Raw genomic sequence first — 20380 nt, forward strand, 5'->3', positions numbered from 1 at the left:
CTGAGGCGTGCGCAGGTCCGGCTGTGGGGCCGGGGCGCGACGCGGCGGCTCGGCCGGGCGTGCCGCCGGTGCTTGCGGTGCCGGACGCAAAGGGCGTTGCTCCGAACCATCGCCGCCGCCACGACCGGACTTGGCAACGATGTCCGAGAGCTCCTTCAGGGCGTTGATCTGCTCCGAAACGGCGCGGCGAATGGCAGAGGTCGATTCCTTTGCCTCTTCCGGCATCTCGATGACGCCCTTCTTGAGCTCGGCGCGGGTGAGGTCGAGCTCGCTCTTGATTGAGCCCGCGGTGCGCCGCATTTCCTCGGTCGCATCGGCGAAGCGCTTGGTGGCCGAATCGACGACGTCGGTAATGGCGTTGCGGATCTTGTCGGCCGACTCCATCGTCTTGCCTTCGGCGTTCTGCAGCGTCTGGCCGACGAGGTTTTCGAACGAACGCATGACCCTTTCGAGATCTTCCGACTTCTTGACCAGGCCGACCGCGAGATCCTCGAGCGACGACTGCCTTTCGAGCGTGTGTTCGAGGTTGCTCTGGGCCGAACTCAACAGGTCCGAGGCGCTGGCCAGCAGACGGCTGTGTTCGTCGAACTTGGTGGCGATCGAGGCGACCTCACGCAAGGTCGACGAGGACAGGTCCGTCAGCCTTGTCGTGTTCGAATCGACCAGGCGCGCCGAGCTGGCAAAGGTCTGTGCCGCCTTTTCGGTGGTGGCCGCGAAGCTCTGCGTGCTGCCGGTCAGGCGTTCGTCGACCTCGCCGAGATTGACCGCGGCCTGCTCGATCAGCTGGCCGAGCTGCGAGCTGGACTTGGTCATGCGGCCGATGAGGTCGGCGACGCTGTCGGATAGCGACGAGCGGGCGCCTTCGACCGCCGACAAGGTCTCGGCGGTGCGGCTGGCGAGCGCGTTGACAAGGGCCGCATTCTCGCTGCGCAGCTTCTCGGTGGCGCGTTCCGTGACCTCTTCCATGCTCTTTTGCAGTTCCGAGCCGCCCTGGGCGAAACGCTCGACCAACGGGCGAGCGGTTTCGTCGAGGATCTTCGACATCTCGGCGGAGCGCGCCGCGAGCATGGTGTTGAGCTCACGGGTGTTGGCGCCGATCGTCTTGGCGGCGTCGTTGGTGCTCTGGCCGATATGCTGGCCGACCGCAGTGAAGGTCTCGGCGATCACATTGGCGCGCGACACCAGTTGCGCCTCGGCGCTCGAGACCTGCTCGTTGAGCCTCTGGCCCATCGTCTCGGCGGTGTAGGCGAGCCGGTTCTCGACGCTGGCGACCTGCTCCTCGACACGGGCGGCCGCGGCCGCCGCGCTCGATGCGAGACGCTCGTCGGCGCCGGCAAGCGCCTGCTCGATTTCGCGGGCATGCACGGCCAGTTCCTGGCCGGTCTGCCGCGCACGATCGGCGACCCTCTGCTCGGTGTTGGCGAAGGCGCCGACGATGGTCTGCGCGTGCTCGCCGATCGTCGAAGTGCTGTCGGCGATGCGCGAAACCAGGCGTTGGTCGGCCTCTTCGAAGATGCGGCCGATCTCGGACGCGCGGTTGGACAGCGCGTCCGAACCTTCAGCGATGCGCGATACCAATTGCTGGTCGGCGGCATCGAAGATGCGGCCGAGGTCCGATGCGCGGGCAGCGAGCGCCTCGGCCGATTCGCCGATGCGCACGCCGAGCCGCTGGTCGGCGCTTTCGAAGTTGCGCAGGATGTCACCGGCGCGGGCGGCCAGCGACTGTGCCGTTTCGACGGCGCGGGCAACAAGCTTCTGGTCGGCCGCGTCGAAAGTGCCGGCGATCTCGTTGACGCGGGCGGAGAGCTGATCGGCGGTCTCCTGGGCGCGGGCGGCGAGCTTCTGGTCGGCCATGTCGAAGGTTCCGGCGATCTCGCTGGCACGGGCGGCCAGTTGGTCGGCGGTTTCATGGGCGCGGGCCAGCAGCGTGCTGGACGTATCGTCCGCCCGGGCAAGCAAGGTGTTCGAAGTGTCTTCGGCACGGGCGTGGAGACGACGATCCGCATCCTCGAAGGTACGGGCGATGTCTTCGGCCCGCGCCAGCAATGCGGCGGACGTCTGCTCGGCGCGCTCGGCGATCTTGCGATCGGCGTCGCTGAACGCCGCACCAGCCTGCTCATGCAGCGCGCTGGTAACTTCCAGGACCTTTTCGCGCAAAGCGCCGGCGACGAAGACGGCGCTCTTTTCGAGCACGTTGCGGACGTTGTCGACGCCGGTCGAGAGCGCGCGTTCCATGGTGCCGGCGCGTTCCTCGATGATCCCGGTCTGACGGCTGAACGCCTCTTCGATCTTTTCCACGTCGGCCGCGATCGCGGTGGAAATGTCGGTGCTCCTGGCCGCGATCTGATCGATGTGGCCAGACAGCGAGCGGTCGACGTCCTTGCGGGTCTCGGCGAGCTTGCCGAGATCCTCTTCAAGCGCGCGGCTCAGCATGTTGCGGCCTTCGGCCAGCTTGCCGACATGGCCGGCGATGATGCCGTCGATGTCGCCTCGGCTCTCGGTGAGCTTCTGCAGGTCGGCTTCGAGCGCACGCTTGAGAATGTCGCGGCCCTCGGCCAGCTTCTCCACCTGGCCGGCAACCAGACCGTCGATGCTGGAGCGGCTTTCGGCCAGCTTGGCAAGATCGGCTTCGAGCGCGCGCTTGAGAACGTCGCGGCCTTCGGCCAGCTTCTCCACCTGGCCGGCGACCAGGCCGTCGATGCTGGAGCGGCTTTCGGCCAGCTTGGCAAGGTCGTCCTCGAGAGCCTTCGACAGGGTAGAGCGANGCGCACGCTTGAGAATGTCGCGGCCCTCGGCCAGCTTCTCCACCTGGCCGGCGACCAGGCCGTCGATGCTGGAGCGGCTTTCGGCCAGCTTGGCAAGGTCGTCCTCGAGTGCCCTGGACAGGGTCGAACGTTCCTGGACCAGCCTGTCCGCGTGGCTGTTGACAAGGCTGCTGACGCCTTCGAGGTCGTCCTCCAGCGCCTTCGACAGCGTCGAACGATCCTGGACGAGCCGTTCGGAATGGCTGTTGACAAGGCTGTTGACGCTTTCGAGATCGGCTTCGAGTGCCCTGGCGAACTGAGCACGGTCATCGACCAGTTTTTGCGACTGGTCGGCGACGGTGTTCTTGACGGTGTTGAGGTCGGCTTCCAGGGCGCGCCGCAGGATGTCGCGGCCTTCCGAAAGCTTCTCGACCTGACCGGCGACCAGACCGTCGATGCTGGAGCGGCTTTCGGCCAGCTTGGCAAGGTCGTCCTCGAGAGCCTTCGACAGGGTAGAGCGATCCTGAACGAGCCTGTTCATGTGGTCGGCGATGACGCTGTTCACATTCTGCAGGTCGGCTTCCAGGACCCGCGAAAGCTGTCCACGGTCCTCGGCCAGTTTCTCCGACTGGCTGGATATGACGCCCTTGATGGTGTTGAGGTCCGATTCCAGCGCCCGCTTGAGGATGTCGCGGCCTTCGGCCAGCTTTTCGACCTGGCCGGCGACGAGGCCGTCGATGCTCGAGCGGCTCTCGGCCAGCTTGGCAAGGTCGGCTTCGAGCGTCTGCGACAGCAGGCTGCGGTCGTTGGAGAGCCGTCCCGAATGATCTTCGATCAGGTTCCTTATACCCGAAAGGTCGTCCTCGAGCGAACGGCCGAGCAGGCTGCGGTCTTCGGCCAGCTTTGCCGAGTGCGACTCGATAAGGCTCTTGATGCCGGCGATGTCGTTTTCCAACGCCTTGGCGAGAACGGCGCGGCCCTCGGCGATCTTCTCCACCTGGCCGGCGACGAGGCCATCGATGTCGGCCCGGCTGTCGGACAGTTTGCCGAGATCGGCCTCAAGGGCACGCGACAGGATGTTGCGGCCTTCAGCCAGTTTCCCGACATGTCCGGCAACCATTTCATCAATGATCGTACGAGCTTGCACGAGCTTCCCGGAGTCTTCGTTGAGAGCCAGGGAGAGCCGGTTGCGGCCTTCCTCCAGCCTTTCGAGATGGCTGCCGAGCGATGCATCGATGGCAGCGCGCGATTCGTTGACCTTGCGCAGATCCTCTTCGAGGGCACGCGCGATCAGGCTGCGGCCTTCGGCCAGCTTCTGCACCTGGTTGGTCACCGCGGCGTCGATGCCGGCACGGCTCTCGTCGAATTTCGCCAGGTCCGCCTCCATGGCGGCCGCCATGCGCTCACGGCTCTCGGACAGCTTGCGGCTGTGGTTCTCGACGGCTTCCTCGATGCCGACGCGGGCATCGGAAAGGCGCTGGATGTCGGAATCGAACGAACGCGAGACGACATGACGCGCCGCTTCCATGCGTCCGGCAAAGTCGCTGGCGCGGGCCTCCAGCATGGTCGATGTCGAGTTGACGATGTCGGCCATGTCGGCGCCGATCTGGGTCTTGCCCTCATCGATCATCGCGGACAACGTATCCTTGCTTTCGGCGAAGGTGTGGGCGATTTCGCGGGCGCGTTCGACCAGTGTCTCGTTGATCTGGCGGGCGCGGGCCTCGAGCGCCGCGTTGAGCTTCTGCGTGCCGGTGTCGAGTGCCTCGGCGCGGGTCTGGAATTCGCTGATCAGCGCCTGGCCGCGTTCGGCGAGCGTGCGCTCGATGCCGTTGAGGCTGGCTTCGAATTCCGAATTGAGGGTGCGGGCGGCGCCGCCAAGCAGCGACACCATGCCGGTGGTGCGATCGTCGAGCAGGTCGGTCAGCGACCGGGTCAGGCCGTCCGTCGTGTCCGTCAACTTGGCGATGCGGGTGTCGAGCAGGGAGGCGAAAGCCTCGCCGGAGGTCGACAGCCTGTCGGTGATGGTGTCGAGGCGCCCTTCAACCGAATCGAAGATCGACATCGAGCTTTCATTGATGCGGTCGATGAGCGTGTCACCGGAATTGGTGATCGTCATCGACAGCTTGGTCGACGCGTTGAGGATCGAGTCGCGGATGATGTCGCTGGCCGCGCCGATTTCCTCCTTGAGCGTTTCATGCGCGCCCGAAATCGAGGCGCGGACACGCTCCGCATGGGTGACGACCGCCTCGCGCTCGCTGCCGAGCCCGTCGACGAGCGAGCGGATGCGGGTTTCGTTTTCCGAATAGGAGCGCTCGATCTGGTTGACCTCGCTATGGACCAGCGTTTCCAGTTCGACGGCGCGGGCGAGCGTGCGTTCGATGCCTTCGCCCATGGCCGCGACCTCGCGGCGAACGGCTTGGCCGATCATCATGACGCGATCCTGGGCGAGGTTTTCCGGCTCGGTCAGGCGGAAAGCCACTTCGGTCATCGATTGGGCGGCAATGCGCATGTCCTGGGCGCGACGGATCATCGCCGCGAAGGCCCAGAACAGGATGACCGGCACGATCGCCGCGACGGCGAGGCCAATCAGTTCGGGACGGGCAAAGAACTGGTCGAGCGTGCGGATCCGCCAGATGCTCGGTCCGAAAAGCAGGTTGGCCAATCCGCCGGCGCCCGCGATCCAGGCGAGCGAGACAAAGGCAATGACCCAATAGACGGTGTTGGAGGCGCGCCGGTTGAGGCTGTGCAGGAGTGTCTTGTAATCCTTCTGGCGATCGTCATTGGCCGGGGCGAAGCCCGTCGCCTGTGTGCCGAAGCCCGTCGCCTGTGTGCCATTGCCATTGCGCGTCTCAACGGGGCGCAGTTCGGCGGGTTTGGCTTTTGGCGCGGGCTTGGCGGGCTGGGCCTGACTGACGGTGGGCTCCGGCTTCTGGTTGCGCCCCTCTCGTGCCAATTCGTCGGCGGCCTGGGATATCTGTGCTTCCAGATCTTCCATCGAAGCTGCGATATCGAGATCGCCGTCAGTGTCGCTGCTGAGGTCGATATCGAGCGCTTTTTCCAGTTCCCTGGCTACGTCGTTGTCGAGAGTTCTCGTCGTCGTCGTTAGTTTCTTCGCCATGCCTTCGCTACCCTGTACTAGCTGCCGCGGGCTTATAATTGTCTTTGTCGTACCCCCGCGCAGGAGGCTGAAAATGGACCCTCGTATCGTAATGACACAGGGGGGTAAAGAAAACATGCATTCCGTGGGATACGTAAAACTTTAAATATAAGGTTAACAGAAGCGTGATTCCGGTGCCGCTTTCGCAACATTTTTCCGGGCCACTCATTAACTCGTTGTCCACCGGATTCGCCTAGTTTTTCAGGCGACCGAAGAAAACGGAGTTCGAGTTCATGCGTGGCGAAAGCGGCATTGCCTTCTCAATGCCCGGGGGCGACGTATCGGGAACGAGGCAGTCCCGGCCGGTCGATTTGGCACATCTTGCCCGGCAAACGATGGGCGATCGCGCCCTCGAGCAAGAGGTGCTGGCGCTGTTTGTACAGCAGGCGCTATCTGTGCGCGACAAAATAGTCGACGCCGACGTCAAGGGCCGGCTTCTGCTGGCGCATGGGCTGAAAGGCTCGGCGCGCGGCGTGGGCGCCTTCGCCATCGCCGATTGCGCCACCGAGATCGAGCGCCGTCCGGAGGACGGTCAGACACTCAAACGGCTTGGCACGCTGATCGATGAAGTGCGCGATTTCATCGCCGCCATCAATCGCTGATCCCGGTTTGCGGAAAAACGTCACGGAGCGGCGCTTTCGCGCGGCAGTTGACTTGTCTGCCGGAGTGATTATCTCGGCGGAAACTCTCAGGTGACAAATGACAAAACTGACCTTCATCGCCAACGACGGCACACATTTCGACGTGGATGCCGAAAACGGCTCGACGGTCATGGAAAACGCCATCCGCAACGCCGTACCGGGGATCGAGGCGGAGTGCGGCGGCGCCTGCGCCTGCGCGACCTGCCATGTCTATGTCGATGAGGCGTGGACGGCCGAAGTCGGAGAGCCGGAGGCGATGGAAGAGGACATGCTGGACTTCGCCTACGAGGTCCAGCCGAATTCGCGGCTTTCCTGCCAGATCAAGGTGCGCGACGCGCTTGACGGCCTCGTCGTGCGGGTGCCGGAGCGCCAGGGCTGAAAAGCCGATTTTTCCCGCTGCCGCTTGGCAGCGAGCCGGTGGTCATGCAGTCTCACGCCAACACAGCAGCGAGGCAGAGCGCATGACCGGCACCATCAGTACAGACGTCCTCATTGTCGGGGCAGGGCCTGTCGGCCTGTTCGCGGTGTTCGAGCTCGGCCTGTTCGACATGAAGTGCCACCTGATCGACATTCTCGACCGGCCGGGCGGCCAATGCGCGGAACTCTATCCTGAGAAGCCGATCTACGACATTCCCGGCTGGCCTTCGATCTCGGCGCAGGGGCTGGTCGACAAGCTGCTCGAGCAGATCGCGCCGTTCAAGCCGGATTTCACCTACAACCGGATGGTTTCCAGCCTCGAGAAGCTGGAGGATGGCGGCTTTCGCGTCACCACGGACGAAAACGAGGTGTTCGAGGCCAAGGTTGTGGTGATCGCCGCCGGTGGCGGCTCGTTCCAGCCGAAGCGCCCGCCGATCCCCGGCATCGAACCCTATGAAGGCAAGAGCGTCTTCTATTCGGTGCGCCGGATAGAAGATTTTCGCGGCCACGACCTGGTCATCGTCGGCGGCGGCGACTCGGCGCTCGACTGGACGCTGAACCTGCAGCCGGTGGCAAAGAGCGTCACGCTGGTCCACCGACGGCCCGAATTCCGGGCGGCACCCGACAGCGTCAACAAGATGTATGCCATGCAGGAGATGAAGCAGCTGGAATTCAAGGTTGGCCAGGTGACCGGGCTCACCGGCGCCGACGGCCAGCTCTCATCCGCGACTATCAAGGGTGGTCCGGAGGGCGATGTCGAGGTGCCTTGCACCCGCATGCTGCCATTCTTCGGCCTGACCATGAAGCTCGGCCCGATCGCGGAATGGGGGCTCAATCTCCACGAAAACCTGATCCCGGTCGACACCGAGAAGTTCCAGACATCGGTGCCCGGCATTTTCGCGGTGGGCGACATCAACTGGTATCCCGGCAAGCTGAAGCTGATCCTGTCGGGTTTTCACGAAGTGGCGCTGATGGCGCAGGCCGCCAAGCGCATCATCAGCCCCGGCGAGCGCATCGTGTTCCAGTACACGACTTCGTCCACGAGCTTGCAAAAGAAACTCGGCGTGGTGGAGTGACCTGGCTGACCGGCTCTACTCGGCCATCACCGGCGGGTGCTCGGCCTGGCCGCGAAGCGGTTTCTCCGGCATCAACGCAAGCGTGATCAGCGCCAGGAACAGCGTCGCCGCGGCGACAAGGAAGATCATCACGAAGGGCTCGGCGGATATGACCTGGCCGACGGCCAGCGTGCCTTCGCCGGCCAGCGGCAGGCCATAGCCGAGGGCGACGGCGCCGAGCATTGCAACGCCCAGCGCGCTGCCCAGCGAACGCAGGAAGGTCAGCACGCCGGTCGCGACGCCAAGATGCGCCCGGTCGACGGCGTTCTGGACCGATACGGTGGCGACCGGGAAGGTCGTCCCGCTGCCCAGGCCGATGCAGACCGTCAGGACTTCGACGACCAGCAGCGAAGGGTGCCCGGCGACGAGGGCGAGCAGGCCGAGGCATATGATCGAGAAGAGCACGCCCACCATGGCGATCCGCTTGTAGTGGACGAAGCGCGGTATTGTTCGCCCGCTGAATGTCGCGCCGGCCACGGTGCCAAGCAAAAGCCCCAGCATCGCAAGACCCGACTCGCTGACCGACAGGCCGACGATCGACTGCAGGTAGACAGGCAGGTAGACCGCCAGGCCTATGTTGGCAGCCTGCAGAAGGAACATCGACAAGGTGCCGGCGCGGACGATCGGGTTGCTCAGCACTTCAAGCGAGATCAGCGGTTCGGCCGCGCGCAGCAGCCGCAGCGAAAACGCCGCCCAGAAAACCACCGATGCCGCCAGCAGCCCGAGGATTTCGCCGGACAGCCACGGATACTCGCTGCCGCCCCAGTTGAGCGCCAGCAGCAGCAAGGCCGTGGCCGCGACGAGCAGCAGCGCGCCCAGGCCGTCGATGCGATGCCGCTTGGCGGCGATCGGCAGCTTCTTGAGCGGGTTGTTGATGATCGCCATCGCCAGCAGGCCGAGCGGGATGTTGATCCAGAAAATCAGCGACCAGTGAAGATGTTCGGCGAAGGTGCCGCCAAGCAGCGGCCCGGCGATGCTGGCAACGGCCCAGGTGCCGGAGATCCAGGCGGCGTAGCGCGCTCGTTCGCGTGGCGGGACGAGGTCGCCGATGACGGTTTGCGTCAGGGTGAACAGGCCGCCGCCGCCGGCGCCCTGGATGGCCCTGCCGACGACCAGCACAAACATGTTGGGCGCCATCGCGCTGACCACCGATCCGAGGAGAAAGATCAGGATGGCGGCATAAACGGTTGGCCGGCGGCCATAAACATCCGAGATCTTGCCGTAGAGCGGTGCCATGGCGGTCGCGGTCAGGAGATAGCCGGTGACGATCCATGGCAGGTACTGCGCATGGCCGAGCGCGTGCCCGATGGTCGGCATCGCCGGCGCGACGATGGTCTGATCGAGCGCCGCCAACAGCATCGACAAAAGCACGCCGGCGATGATGGCGTTCTTCTCGCTTTCGGTCAGCGGCGTGGCTGCAGCCGTCATGGTCTGCTTGTCGACAGCCTGGTCCATAGTCTTTTGTCCATGTGCTTGCGCGCCGTGCGGTTCACCGACAGGGCTGGCCTGGTGCGTCCGCCACGCGATCGGTCGTGGTGCTCGTGCTCGATGGGTCGTGCGCTGCCAACCCGTGATATGTCGTTCCCTATAGGCCGATTTCGACCGCCGCTCGAAAATTTTTCGAATCTGGCACTACGCTTCGGCCGGATTGGCGCCATGGATGCGCCGAGGAAAATTCAGGCCGGCGGCCGCAATTGGCCACTCTCGATGCGCTCGATGCGATAGCGCAGCAGCCGCAGGATGCGGCTTTCGAAATTGACGCCCTCGACGCGATCGAACTGCACCTGGGCGCGGTCGTGCTCGGCGAGGACGGCGGCGGTGATTTGGGCCGCCTTGGCCTTTGCCGTATCGCAATCCTTCCGCGGATAGGTCGCCTTCAGCGCCTCTTCCAGCTTGCGGGCATGGTTCTTGGCGATCTCGACATGGCGCTCCTCATGGCGCTTGATGTCGGCCGACAGCGTGTCCCAGAACAGTTTCACGTCGGCATCCGCCTTGCGCGGGCGGCGCCATTCCGGAAGGATCACCTTGACCTTGACGGTCACGGCGGCGTCGGCGATCCGGCAGGAACCTGCCTGCCGGGCGTAGCTGATGCGGGTAGTGAAGGCCATCTGGGTGGCACCGGGGTGGCGGGAGCCCGTGCTCTTGACCTGTGGCCCGCGTTTGGAAAGCTGCGTCTCGATATCGTCGAGGGTGCTGCCGCCGATGGAAAAATAGCTGTATGTCTTGACGAGGTTGGCCGCGCCCGCCGGGATTGCGGTCATGGCAAGCAGCAGTGCGCAGAGCAGGGATCGTTTCATCATGTTGCCTCTTCGAGCACCTTGCTTTACGGCCGTTGCCGGCGCAACGGAATTGATCCGGCGCGGATCAGACATCGTTGATGAGCCTAGAGTCGGATGATTTCGGGTCGGTTTGACCTGAAATCTGAATTCGCCTCCAAATCAAAGAGGTAGAGCATCATGTCGTCCGAAAACCGCTTCACATTTTTCGGCACCATGCTCCAAGGTTGACGAGCAATGACGGCGAGGCGATGGCAACTGGCCCATGGACGCCATCTCGACCTTGGCGAAAGAGCCGTGGTTGCCGGCATCCTCAACGTTACCCCTGACAGCTTTTCCGACGGCGGCCTGTTCGATGCAACCGAGACGGCGCTGGCCCAGGCACGCCGCATGATCGCCGAAGGGGCGGGGATTGTCGATGTCGGCGGGGAATCGACCAGGCCCGGCGCTGCCGCGATATCGGCCGGGGAGGAACAGGCGCGCGTCCTGCCTGTGATCGAGGCGCTGGCGAGCGCCGGCGACGTGCTGATTTCGGTCGATACCTATCGAGCCGAAACCGCGCGCCTTGCGGTGGCTGCCGGCGCGCACATCGTCAACGATGTCTGGGGTTTGCAGCGCGAGCCTGACATTGCGCGCATCGCGGCTGAAACCGGCGCCGGGCTCATCGTCATGCATACCGGGCGGGATCGCGAGAAGCTGCCCGACGTCATTGCCGACCAGCTGGCTTTCCTGGGAAAATCGCTGGAGATCGCCCGCGGGCACGGTGTCGCCGACGACCATATCGTGCTCGACCCCGGCTTCGGCTTCGCCAAGGAGACGGCGGAGGAAAACCTCGACCTGATGGCGCGGTTTTCCGAGCTTCATGGGCTCGGCTTTCCGCTGATGGCCGGCACCTCGCGAAAGCGCTTCATCGGCACCGTCACCGGCCGCGATGCGGCCGACCGCGCCGCCGGAACGGCGGCGACCAGCGTCATCCTCAGGCTCAAGGGCGCGCATCTGTTTCGCGTCCACGATGTCGCAATCAACGTGGACGCGCTGGCCATGGCGGATGCTATGCTGGCACGTGAAACCGCCGCATCGGCCCGAAAATCGGGATCGATTTTCGGAAAGCACGATGCGTAGATTCAAAAGTGTTAGAGCGTATTTTGTGCGTCCAAGTGGACGCACGTCGCTCTAAGGACCGGGACGCTGAGCCATGTATGTCATCCGCTTGAAAAACTGCGCCTTCTTTGCCCGGCATGGCGTGCTGGACGAGGAGGAGGCGCTGGGCCAGCGTTTCTATGTCGACGCGGTGCTGTCCGTCGAACCCGGGCGCGCCCTTGTCGACGACGCGATCGGGGAAACCGTCAATTATGGCATCGCCTTCATGGTGATCGAGAAGATCATCACCGGCGAGCGGCGCTTCCTGATCGAGGCCCTGGCAATGGAGGTGGCAAAGGCGCTGACGGAGCGGTTTCCCCAAATCAGGAAGGCCGAAATCACCGTGCGCAAGCCCAATGCCCCGGTGCCCGGCGTGCTCGATTACGTCGAGGTGACCGTTGTCTGGCCAGAATAACACCGTCTATCTCAGCCTCGGCGGCAATCTCGGCGACCCGGCGGCCTCGATGGCCGCGGCGCTGCGCATTCTCGACGCCGATGCCGATACAAGCGTGGCCGCTGTTTCCTCGCTCTACCGCACGCCGCCCTGGGGCAAGCTCGACCAGCCGGATTTCCTCAATGCCGCGGCCGAACTGTCGACGCAGCTTTCACCTCGCGCGCTGCTCGACCTCTGCCTCGACGCGGAGCGCAAGCTGAAGCGGGTGCGCGAGGAGCGCTGGGGGCCGCGCCTGATCGACATCGACATTCTGGTGTTCGGCGACCGTGTCATCCATGAGACCGGCTTGGAAGTGCCGCATCCGCGCATGCTGGAGCGCGCCTTCGTCCTGGAGCCGCTGGCCGAGATCGCGCCCCGTCTGGCGGTCGACGGGCGAAGCGTATCGGAGCGTTTGGGCGGGGTGGATGCCGCCGGTATCGAGCGGCTGCCATCCGGCCGCGACTGGTGGCTGCGATAAAGCACCAAAATAAAGAAGCAGACCCGCGTCAGCCAGAGAAACCGCCACCGTCCAGAAATGCCATTTCTTCCGGCGTGGTATCGCGGCCGAGCATCTTGTTGCGGTGCGGAAAGCGGCCGAAGCGCTGGATGATATCGCGGTGCTCCTCGGCATATTTGAGGTATTCCGGCGCATTGGCGGCGGTGAGCGCCACGGACCTTTCCTGATCGGCGAGCAGTTCCGAGTGCTCGAATGGCAAATACAGGAACACGCGGAGTTCGGGTTCGAGCAACAGATCGTGGCCAGCCATGATCGCTTTTTGAGCGAAATGCCTGGCAAGCGGGTCGGTGGCGCACATATGGCCGGTGCCGCGAAAGCAATTGCGTGGAAACTGGTCGAGCAGGACCATCAGCGCCAGCGAGCCTTCGGCATGATCCGACCAGCCGTCGCATTCACGCCGCGCGGCTGCGTAGTGCAGGTCGAGAAAGCGATTGCGGAAGTCGGCATCGAAAGCCTCGTTCTTCTCGAACCATGCATCCTCGCCAGCGTCACGCCAGAATGTGGTGACCGACAGGGCTCTGCTGTCCAATTCCATGCGTGGTTCCCTATTTAATCGGCAGTTTCGGATTTGTGCAGCACGCCGGCCGTCTCTTCATTGAGGGCCTGGCCGGCACGACGCGGCGTGGAGAGCGGCGTCGGAATCGGCGTTCCGATATTGCCCCTGAGAAAACGCTGTCCGGCGCGAATGCCTTCGGCGAGCTGGGTTTCGAAACGGTCGGTGTCGCGGCGCCTGACATCCTCGATCGTTTCGGCGACGTCCTCCGGATCCACACCGAGCGATTCCAGGGCCGAGCCGCCGAACACCAGCGCCGATTCGAAGGTCTCGCGCAGCTGGAAGTCGACGCCCACGCGAATGAGCTGCAGTGCCGTGCCGCGATCGAAGGCGCGGGCTAATACGGTCAGCAACGGAAACTCGGCTTTGACAAGCTCGGCGATGCGAACCGCGACATCGGCCTTGTCGACGCAGATGAGCACGGCGCGCGCCCGGCCGGCACCGGCCGCATGCAGGATGTCGAGCCGCGTGCCGTCGCCATAGTAGACCTTGAAACCGAAGTCGGCGGCCGCCTGGATCATCTCGACGTCGTTGTCGATGATCGACACATCGATGCCGCGAAGCAGCAGCGGCTGGCTGGCGATCTGGCCGAAGCGGCCGAAGCCGATGATCAGCACGCTGCCGCTCAGGCCGTCGGCGACATCGACCCCATCGAGCGACTGCTCGTCGCGCGGCGTCAGGTAGCGCAACGCCACGATCGCCAGCGGGGTCAACACCATCGAGATGATGACAATGGCGGTGAGCGTCGCATTGGCCTGGTTGTCGATGATGCCGACAGCGGCGGCGGCGGAATAGAGAACGAAGGCGAATTCGCCGCCTTGCGCCATGAAGACCGCGCGTTCCAGCGCTTCGCGATGGCCTGTCTTGAGGATGCGGGCGACGGCATAGATGCCGAACGCCTTCATTGCCATGTAGGCGACGACATAGATGGCGATCAACTTCCAGTTCGCGGCCACAACATGCAGGTCGAGCGACATGCCGACCGCAAGGAAGAACAGGCCGAGCAGGATGCCGCGGAACGGTTCGATGTCGGCCTCGAGCTGATGGCGGAAGGTCGATTCGGACAGAAGCACGCCGGCCAGGAACGCACCCATCGCCATCGACAGGCCGCTGAGCTGCATGGCGAGCGCCGACCCGAGCACGACCAGAAGCGCGGCGGCCGTCATGACTTCGCGGGCACGGGCATCCGCCAGGATGCGGAAGAAGGGGTTGAGCAGATAGCGCCCGGCCACCACCAGCCCGACGATCGCGGCAATGCCGATACCGACCTCTGTCAGCCGCTCCGACAGGCTGGTGTCGGCGCCGCCGGGCGCCAGGAACGCGATCAGGGCCAGCAGCGGCACGATGGCGAGGTCTTCCAGCAGCAAAATGGAGACGATGCGCTGGCCTTTCGGCGAGGCGATTTCACCGCGTTCCTCGAGGAGCTGCATGACGATCGCCGTCGAGGTCAGCACGAATCCGGCGCCGGCGACGAAGGATTGCGAGACTGGAAACCCGCCGGCCATTCCAACGCCGGTCAGCAGGACCGCGCAGACCCCGACCTGAAACGCGCCGAGCCCGAAAATCTCGCGGCGCAAGCTCCATAGCCGCGACGGCTGCATTTCCAGCCCGATGATGAACAGGAACATGACGACGCCGAGTTCGGCGACATGGAGGATGGCTTCCGATTCGGAAAAGACGCGCAGGCCGAACGGTCCGATCACCACGCCGGCGGCCAGGTAGCCGAGAATCGAGCCCAACCCCATGCGCTTGAAGATAGGAACGGCGACGACGCCGGCAGCAAGCAGCGCCACCACCTGGACCAGATCGCTGCCCGATGCCTCTGCCGCCATGCCGTCATTCCGCTCGTTCGAGGATCGTTTTCGATTGTGAAGTCGTGTGACAAGGGCGCAAAGATACGGGCTTCGGCGGGGATCGAACAGCCCCGAATCCGGAACCAGGGCGATGTTGCAGGCGCGATACACAAGTTGACGCCGCAACCACGTTGCTTCTTGCCACAATCAGAGGTTAAGGACGCTCGGCTTCGGCCATTGGAGGGCGCGACGATCAAGTCGCGCCCTTTTTGAGGAGATGACTGACATGAAGAAGTTTTTGTTTGTTGCCGTCGGCCTGGCGGTGCTGGCCGGTTCGGCTTGCTCCAAGGCGCCCGAGTGCACGGCGGAGATCGCGACCAAGAAAGCGCAGGACATGGCCGCCGCGCTGCAGGAAGCGATCACCAAGGATCCGTCCAAGGCGGCTGACCTGACCGCCAAGGTCCAGGCGGTGACAACGAAATACCAGGGCACCACCACCTTGGCCGACGCCTGCAAGGCCTATGACGAGTTGACCGCGGCGATCAAGGGCTAAACGCCTGATTCGATGGGATCAAAGCCAAGCGGCGACCTTGATGGTCGCCGCTTTTTTGTTTCGGGCAAGATCCAGGACGGTCAGTTCGGCGCGATGGAACCGACTTCGACGGTATCGACGCGTTTCAGGCTCATGCCGATCACCGGGACAAGCTGATCGGCGACGCGGACGGCAACGGTCACGGTCATCGAATTGTCGTCGGGAATGCGGGCCTGCATGACGCCGCGCAGCTGGTTTCGGTTGATGGTGAAGACCACCTTGCGGGCATCGACCACATTGCCGCCAATAATGTCGAGGCCGGAACCGGCCGCGCCGCCCATGAAAGAGCCCTTATAGTCGCGGCCCCTGCGCTCGATCTTGGCCGACATCTGCTGGGTGAACATGCCGACCCGGCAGCCGCCGTCGAGCGTCATGCCCATCTGGCCGTCGGGCGTCGAGCCGGTGAAGCTGCAGTTGAATTTCGTGCCCTTGTACTTGCCGGCGACGATCTCGCCCGGGCCAACCCATTTGCCTTCGGCCGAATGGAAGAACTGTTTGTCCGGCTCCGCCGCTGACGCCCCCGAGGCGATGCCGGCGACCGCTGTGATCGCGGCGGCGAGAGGCAGGATGCTGGACAGAATTACGCTTTTCATCGACGACACCCGGCAACAAAGAGGCTGTTTGAAACCGGTTCGACCATGAAGAAGATTGGTTAATGCTTCGTCACTTTCGGTGTTCGAAAGCGCAATCTGTCAACCATCTCGAAGGCTCGAACCTTGTTTGCCGGGCTCGGCGGTTTCGGCGCCTTTCCTTGTCGCAAACGATGTCAGCGCCGAGAGGAAATCGCCCAGGCCCGGGCGCTTCGCGGCGCTGAAGGGCAGGGGACGAGCGGTCTCCATCGCGGCGATGCCGATGCGCGCCGTCATCATGCCGTTGACGACGCCCTCGCCAAGCTTGGCCGAAAGGCGTGCCGCCAGGCCGTGGCCGACGATCTGCTGGACGAAACTGTCGCCAACAGCGATCGAGCCGGTGACCGCCAGATGCGCCAGCACGCTGCGCGCCAGGCGGAAGAACCCCAGCGTTCCCGGCCGCCCGCCATAAAGTTCCGACAGCCGGCGGATGAGGCGCCCGGCCTCGAACACGACATAGGCGACATCAACGAGCGCCCGCGGGCTGACCGCCGTCACCAGCGAGACGCGCTTGGCGGCCTCGAGGATCATCACCTTGGCCCTGGCGTCCAGGGGGCCGAGAATCTCCGCTTCGGCCAAGCGTACCAGATTGCCGCCGTCGATGATCTCGCCGCGCAGTTCGGTCAGGGCGCGGCGGCCGGCCGCCGTCTCGGGCTTGGCCGCGACGAAGGCCGACAGTTCGTCGACCACCGACCGTGCCGCCTTCGGATCGTCGCGGGCGATGGCATCCAGCGCCCGCTTCTGCAGCTTTTCGACTTCGGCGAGGCGGGCGATCGCCAGGAATTCGCGGATGAGTATCACCAGCAACGCCAGTACGGCGACTGCGGCCATGCCGGCGGCCAGCCAGCCCAGCCATTCGGCGCGCGCGAACAGATCGCGGATGAGCTGGTCGGTCCGCAGGCCGACAGCCAGCGAAACCAGGACGCCAATGGCGCCGAAGAAAATGCCGCCGAACAGCGAGCGTTTCCTGGGAGCGATCGCCGGCGGCGGTTCGGCGGCGATGATATCGGGTTCGTCGAAGACGTCGACTTCCGCCGGGATGACCAGCGCGACGCCGGGCTTCATCGCACGAGGTTTGCGCGAGGGCTCGTCCGGGCGCGCCTGTGGCGTCTGTTGTCTCGGCGCGGCCTCCGGCTCGATGCGGAAGGCCGCCGGCTTGCGGGGCGCGGTCATGCCAGATGGTCCCCGATCAGGAACTGCAAGGCACGGTCGAGCCTGATATGCGGCAGCGACAGCGTGACGCCTTCGGCCGTGCGTTCGAGTTTTGGCGGACGGAACCGGACAAAACGGATTGCCGGGTCGGCAGAGTCCTGCCTGTGGTCGGGACCCGAAACGTCGAACACCGCATCAATTTTCTCCGGTAAATCACCGGGAAATATAGCGGTTTCCGTCTTTCCGTCGAACGTTTCACCGTTGATCTTCTCGCCGGCGATCGGCGTGCCGATGATGACCGGCAATGTCTCGCGGCCCTGCTTGACGGTGCCTTCGCGGGTCGCGCGCACCGCCGCCATGGCGACCACATCGACGTCGGCGCCGGTGAAATTCGCCCGCGCCACGGCACGGTCGGCCAGACGACGCACGATCGCCTGCAAGCGGTCATGGCTTTCGTGGTGCAGGTGATCGGCCTTGGTCGCCGCGACCAGGATGCGGTCGATGCGCCGTGAAAACAGGTCGGTGAGGAAACTGCCCCGCCCGGGACGGAAACAGGCCAGGATCTCGGTTACCGCCCGCTCCAGGTCGGCCATGGCGCCGGGGCCGGCGTTCAGCGCCTGCATGGCGTCGATCAGCACGATCTGGCGGTCGAGACGGGTGATGTGTTCGCGGAAGAAGGGTTTGACGACATGCGTCTTATAAGCCTCGTAGCGCCTTTCCATCATGGCATGGAGCGATCCGCTACGCGGGCGCCTGTCGCCGAGGCCAGGCAGCGGCGCGAAAGTCAGCGCCGGCGAGCCTTCGAGGTCGCCAGGCATCAGGAAGCGGCCGGGCGGCAAGGTCGAAAGTGCCCTTTCGTCGAGCTTGCAGGCCTTGAGATAGGCGGCGAAGCTTTCGGCCAGGCGGCGTGCAGTCATCTCGTCGGCGTCGGCGTTCGGGTCGATCTCGGCGGATATCGCCCGCCAGGCCCACGACAGGTCCTCGCGCACCGGCAAAGTGGCCATCTCAATGGCCTCGCGCGAAAAATCGGCGAAGGATTTGCCGAGCAGCGGCAGGTCGAGTAGCCATTCTCCGGGGTAGTCGACGATGTCGACCGACAGTTTGCCTGACGAGAACATGCGGCTCCAGCCGGAGGCCGATTCATACTCGATGGTCAGCCGCAGTTCCGAAATGGCGCGCGTCGAATCAGGCCAGACGCGGTCGTTGACCAGTGCGGCGATGTGATCCTCGTACTGGAAGCGCGGCACGGCGTCATCCGGCTGTTCTTCGAGGAAGGCGCGTGCGATTCGCCCGGACTTCTGCGCCTCGAACAGCGGCAGGCGCCCGCCGTGGATCAGATTGTGGACCAGGGCGGAGATGAACACCGTCTTGCCGGCGCGCGAAAGCCCTGTAACGCCCAACCGCATCGATGGAGAAAAAAGCCCTGAGGCGCGTCCCGACAGCGTATCGAGGGCAATTCTCGCCTCGTCGGTGAAGGTGGTCAGCGATGATGCCAAAATGTGATCTCTCGGGCTTCTGTCCGTCCGATATAGGCTCTGGAACCCAGCTTTGAAATGGCGCTGGGAAATGGCGCCGGAAATCGGGATCAAAGATCGGCCGGTGTCAGAAACGCTTCGAGATAGCCGGCGTGCTGGGACGCTTTCGCCAGATCGTCGAGGAAACGCACCACCGCCAGGCCGGAGGTCGGGAACCCATGATTGAGCATTGCACGCGCCGTCTCGTCGCCGTCGCCGGAAACCGCCATGGCCAGATCCTCCGTCATCGGGTTGTGGCCGATGACCAGCAGCGAACCCGAGCCGCCGTGCTCCTGGATGAGGCGGAGATAGCCGGCCGCGTCCTCGCTGTAGAGCGTGTCGAAAAACAGAACCTTGCCGGTGTCGGTCTGGCCGGCCAGGCCCTCGAGTGTCTCCTTGGCGCGCTTGGCATTGGAGCACAGCGTCAGGTCCGGAACATAGCCCCGTGATCGCATGGCTGTTCCCATGATCTCGGCATCGGCGCGGCCGGATGCATCGAGAGGGCGATCGAAATCGCGCATGCCGGGCAGCGCCCAACCGGCCTTGGCGTGCCGTAACAGATAGAGCCTGCTCACCCAACCTCCATGACGCCGAAAGCCGAAACCGCACCGCGATTAGCCACGAGAACGGCTTGGCGCACAATGGTTCGTGTTCTCGGCGCGATGAATCACAGGAGACTGCGCGGCAAAGGGTTGACGCACTTTCTCCATCGAATCAGGGGCATCTCGCCCCAAGGAGGGCCGCCGGGATACTTTAACAATTGCGTGAGTCGGTCGCCGATTGCGCTTGTGCAGGCGTTTGGTCGCGAATATATAGGCGCCAAATTTGGGGCTGTTTGGGTGAGTCGAATGAACGACATCGTTACCGCCGATTACGTACCCTCCGAAGACGAGCCGTTCATGAACGAACGACAGAAATCCTACTTCCGCCAAAAGCTCGTCACCTGGAAAACTGACATACTACGCGAAGCGCGCGAAACTCTCGAAATCCTGCAGCAGGAAAACGCCAACCACCCGGACCTCGCCGACCGCGCCTCTTCGGAAACAGACCGCGCCATCGAGCTCAGGGCCCGCGATCGCCAGCGAAAGCTCATCTCGAAGATCGATTCGGCGCTGCAGCGCATCGACGAAGGCACTTACGGCTATTGCGAGGAAACCGGCGAGCCGATCGCGCTGAAGCGGCTCGATGCGCGCCCGATCGCGACATTGTCGATCGAAGCGCAGGAACGGCATGAGCGCCGCGAGAAAGTCTACCGCGACGACTGAGCCGTACTTCCAGCGCTGAGGTGCAGTGACATCGATGTTGAAATGGCCGGGAAACCGGCCATTTTTATCGAGAACTCAGCGCCGAATCAGCCCAGCCCACCGGCAAGCGGCTCAGGCGCGCTACTTTTTCTGGCTGGACAGTTCGCCCAGAAGCTTGGTCATTTCGTCGTCGAGGGACTGCGGCGCCTTGGCCGCCGGTTTGCCCACCGGGCCGCCGGAGCGAGGCTGGTCGAGCGAAACCTCGAGTTCCCTCATCAGCGTGTCGTCGATGCTGTCCTGCCTTGACGGCGGCGGCGCGTGCTTGACGACATTGGCGTTGGCGGAGCCATAGGCGGGCAGCGGCGTGACATTGGTCGACTGATAGGGTTGCGTCGCCGGCTTCGGTGCGGGCGCCGGTGGCGGCGCTGCCGGGCGCGGGCGGGCGGGCATTGCCGCGGTCACC

The 20380-nt window shown here is 64.2% G+C and carries 17 protein-coding genes and 1 pseudogene; 8 read left to right on the plus strand and 10 right to left on the minus strand.

Annotation, left to right across the window (positions count from 1 at the left end; translation table 11 throughout):
- Nucleotides 1-5862: kinesin (locus X741_RS137410; RefSeq protein ID WP_023780816.1), on the minus strand; the 5862-nt coding region annotated here is incomplete at its 3' end.
- Nucleotides 5863-6134: 272 nt separating this feature from the next.
- On the opposite strand from X741_RS137410, the gene X741_RS0136255 reads away from it, so the two are divergent.
- The 3 genes from X741_RS0136255 (at nucleotide 6135) to X741_RS137400 (ending at nucleotide 8035) form a co-directional block, all read left to right on the plus strand.
- Complete coding sequence (locus X741_RS0136255; RefSeq protein WP_013895256.1) at nucleotides 6135-6503, plus strand: Hpt domain-containing protein; 369 nt, start codon at nucleotides 6135-6137, stop codon at nucleotides 6501-6503.
- Nucleotides 6504-6600: 97 nt separating this feature from the next.
- A complete protein-coding gene (locus X741_RS137405) occupies nucleotides 6601-6921 on the plus strand; it encodes a 2Fe-2S iron-sulfur cluster-binding protein (RefSeq protein WP_023780817.1) in 321 nt (106 codons plus the stop codon).
- Between the two features lie 82 nt (nucleotides 6922-7003).
- On the plus strand, nucleotides 7004-8035 hold the full coding sequence (locus X741_RS137400; protein WP_023780818.1) for an NAD(P)/FAD-dependent oxidoreductase: 1032 nt from the start codon (nucleotides 7004-7006) through the stop codon (nucleotides 8033-8035).
- Nucleotides 8036-8050: 15 nt separating this feature from the next.
- On the opposite strand, the gene X741_RS137395 is transcribed toward X741_RS137400, so the two are convergent.
- Nucleotides 8051-9529 carry an MDR family MFS transporter gene (locus tag X741_RS137395; protein ID WP_023780819.1) on the minus strand — a complete coding sequence of 493 codons (1479 nt, stop codon included), beginning with the start codon at nucleotides 9527-9529 and terminating at the stop codon, nucleotides 8051-8053.
- Between the two features lie 221 nt (nucleotides 9530-9750).
- Complete coding sequence (locus tag X741_RS137390) at nucleotides 9751-10374, minus strand: DUF922 domain-containing Zn-dependent protease (protein WP_031250734.1); 624 nt, start codon at nucleotides 10372-10374, stop codon at nucleotides 9751-9753.
- A 213-nt stretch (nucleotides 10375-10587) separates the two neighbouring features.
- Between X741_RS137390 and folP the strand changes: the two genes are divergently transcribed.
- The 3 genes from folP to folK all read left to right on the plus strand — a co-directional run bounded on the left by folP (nucleotide 10588) and on the right by folK (nucleotide 12401).
- On the plus strand, nucleotides 10588-11472 hold the full coding sequence (gene folP, locus X741_RS137385) for a dihydropteroate synthase (RefSeq protein WP_023780822.1): 885 nt from the start codon (nucleotides 10588-10590) through the stop codon (nucleotides 11470-11472).
- Between the two features lie 73 nt (nucleotides 11473-11545).
- Nucleotides 11546-11905 (plus strand): dihydroneopterin aldolase, encoded by a 360-nt coding sequence (gene folB, locus X741_RS137380; protein ID WP_023769331.1) that lies wholly within the window; start codon nucleotides 11546-11548, stop codon nucleotides 11903-11905.
- Nucleotides 11889-12401 carry a 2-amino-4-hydroxy-6-hydroxymethyldihydropteridine diphosphokinase gene (gene folK / locus X741_RS137375; RefSeq protein WP_023780823.1) on the plus strand — a complete coding sequence of 171 codons (513 nt, stop codon included), beginning with the start codon at nucleotides 11889-11891 and terminating at the stop codon, nucleotides 12399-12401. The genes folB and folK overlap by 17 nt, the downstream gene beginning before the upstream one ends.
- A 28-nt stretch (nucleotides 12402-12429) precedes the next feature.
- On the opposite strand, the gene X741_RS137370 is transcribed toward folK, so the two are convergent.
- Together X741_RS137370 and X741_RS137365 are read right to left on the minus strand one after the other, a co-directional pair.
- The gene (locus tag X741_RS137370) at nucleotides 12430-12975 is read right to left on the minus strand and encodes a DUF924 family protein (RefSeq protein ID WP_023780824.1); all 546 of its coding nucleotides are present in this window, start codon (nucleotides 12973-12975) and stop codon (nucleotides 12430-12432) included.
- 14 nt (nucleotides 12976-12989) lie between these two features.
- Nucleotides 12990-14825: a monovalent cation:proton antiporter-2 (CPA2) family protein gene (locus tag X741_RS137365; RefSeq protein WP_023780825.1), complete on the minus strand. Its 1836-nt coding sequence runs from the start codon at nucleotides 14823-14825 to the stop codon at nucleotides 12990-12992.
- A gap of 247 nt (nucleotides 14826-15072) precedes the next feature.
- Between X741_RS137365 and X741_RS137360 the strand changes: the two genes are divergently transcribed.
- Nucleotides 15073-15339, plus strand: coding sequence for a hypothetical protein (locus tag X741_RS137360; RefSeq protein WP_023780826.1), 267 nt, complete (start codon nucleotides 15073-15075; stop codon nucleotides 15337-15339).
- A gap of 80 nt (nucleotides 15340-15419) precedes the next feature.
- On the opposite strand, the gene X741_RS137355 is transcribed toward X741_RS137360, so the two are convergent.
- From X741_RS137355 to X741_RS137340, 4 genes are all read right to left on the minus strand, one after another.
- Nucleotides 15420-15971 (minus strand): hypothetical protein, encoded by a 552-nt coding sequence (locus X741_RS137355; protein ID WP_023769335.1) that lies wholly within the window; start codon nucleotides 15969-15971, stop codon nucleotides 15420-15422.
- A gap of 99 nt (nucleotides 15972-16070) precedes the next feature.
- Nucleotides 16071-17180: a TIGR01620 family protein gene (locus tag X741_RS137350; protein WP_023780827.1), complete on the minus strand. Its 1110-nt coding sequence runs from the start codon at nucleotides 17178-17180 to the stop codon at nucleotides 16071-16073.
- Complete coding sequence (locus X741_RS137345; protein ID WP_031250735.1) at nucleotides 17177-18655, minus strand: YcjX family protein; 1479 nt, start codon at nucleotides 18653-18655, stop codon at nucleotides 17177-17179. Before X741_RS137345 ends, X741_RS137350 begins: the two co-directional genes overlap by 4 nt.
- 89 nt (nucleotides 18656-18744) lie before the next feature.
- Nucleotides 18745-19248 carry a histidine phosphatase family protein gene (locus X741_RS137340; RefSeq protein WP_023780829.1) on the minus strand — a complete coding sequence of 168 codons (504 nt, stop codon included), beginning with the start codon at nucleotides 19246-19248 and terminating at the stop codon, nucleotides 18745-18747.
- A gap of 273 nt (nucleotides 19249-19521) precedes the next feature.
- Between X741_RS137340 and dksA the strand changes: the two genes are divergently transcribed.
- Nucleotides 19522-19938, plus strand: coding sequence for an RNA polymerase-binding protein DksA (dksA, locus tag X741_RS137335; RefSeq protein ID WP_023769339.1), 417 nt, complete (start codon nucleotides 19522-19524; stop codon nucleotides 19936-19938).
- A gap of 120 nt (nucleotides 19939-20058) precedes the next feature.
- Here the strand turns inward: dksA and X741_RS137330 are convergent.
- Nucleotides 20059-20380, minus strand: a pseudogene (locus tag X741_RS137330) (hypothetical protein); the annotation flags it as partial.

Origin of the sequence: Mesorhizobium sp. LNHC221B00 (assembly GCF_000502935.1) — a bacterium.
GTDB classification, from domain to species: domain Bacteria; phylum Pseudomonadota; class Alphaproteobacteria; order Rhizobiales; family Rhizobiaceae; genus Mesorhizobium; species Mesorhizobium opportunistum.

Coding starts and splice junctions, on each gene's coding strand:
- X741_RS137360 (WP_023780826.1), top strand. CDS start 15,073: ATGAAGAAGTTTTTGTTTGTTGCCGTCGGCCTGGCGGTGCTGGCCGGT.
- folB (WP_023769331.1), top strand. CDS start 11,546: ATGTATGTCATCCGCTTGAAAAACTGCGCCTTCTTTGCCCGGCATGGC.
- X741_RS0136255 (WP_013895256.1), top strand. CDS start 6,135: ATGCGTGGCGAAAGCGGCATTGCCTTCTCAATGCCCGGGGGCGACGTA.
- X741_RS137350 (WP_023780827.1), bottom strand. CDS start 17,180: ATGACCGCGCCCCGCAAGCCGGCGGCCTTCCGCATCGAGCCGGAGGCC.
- X741_RS137355 (WP_023769335.1), bottom strand. CDS start 15,971: ATGAAAAGCGTAATTCTGTCCAGCATCCTGCCTCTCGCCGCCGCGATC.
- X741_RS137370 (WP_023780824.1), bottom strand. CDS start 12,975: ATGGAATTGGACAGCAGAGCCCTGTCGGTCACCACATTCTGGCGTGAC.
- X741_RS137365 (WP_023780825.1), bottom strand. CDS start 14,825: ATGGCGGCAGAGGCATCGGGCAGCGATCTGGTCCAGGTGGTGGCGCTG.
- X741_RS137400 (WP_023780818.1), top strand. CDS start 7,004: ATGACCGGCACCATCAGTACAGACGTCCTCATTGTCGGGGCAGGGCCT.
- X741_RS137390 (WP_031250734.1), bottom strand. CDS start 10,374: ATGATGAAACGATCCCTGCTCTGCGCACTGCTGCTTGCCATGACCGCA.
- X741_RS137405 (WP_023780817.1), top strand. CDS start 6,601: ATGACAAAACTGACCTTCATCGCCAACGACGGCACACATTTCGACGTG.
- folP (WP_023780822.1), top strand. CDS start 10,588: ATGACGGCGAGGCGATGGCAACTGGCCCATGGACGCCATCTCGACCTT.
- X741_RS137395 (WP_023780819.1), bottom strand. CDS start 9,529: ATGGACCAGGCTGTCGACAAGCAGACCATGACGGCTGCAGCCACGCCG.
- dksA (WP_023769339.1), top strand. CDS start 19,522: ATGAACGACATCGTTACCGCCGATTACGTACCCTCCGAAGACGAGCCG.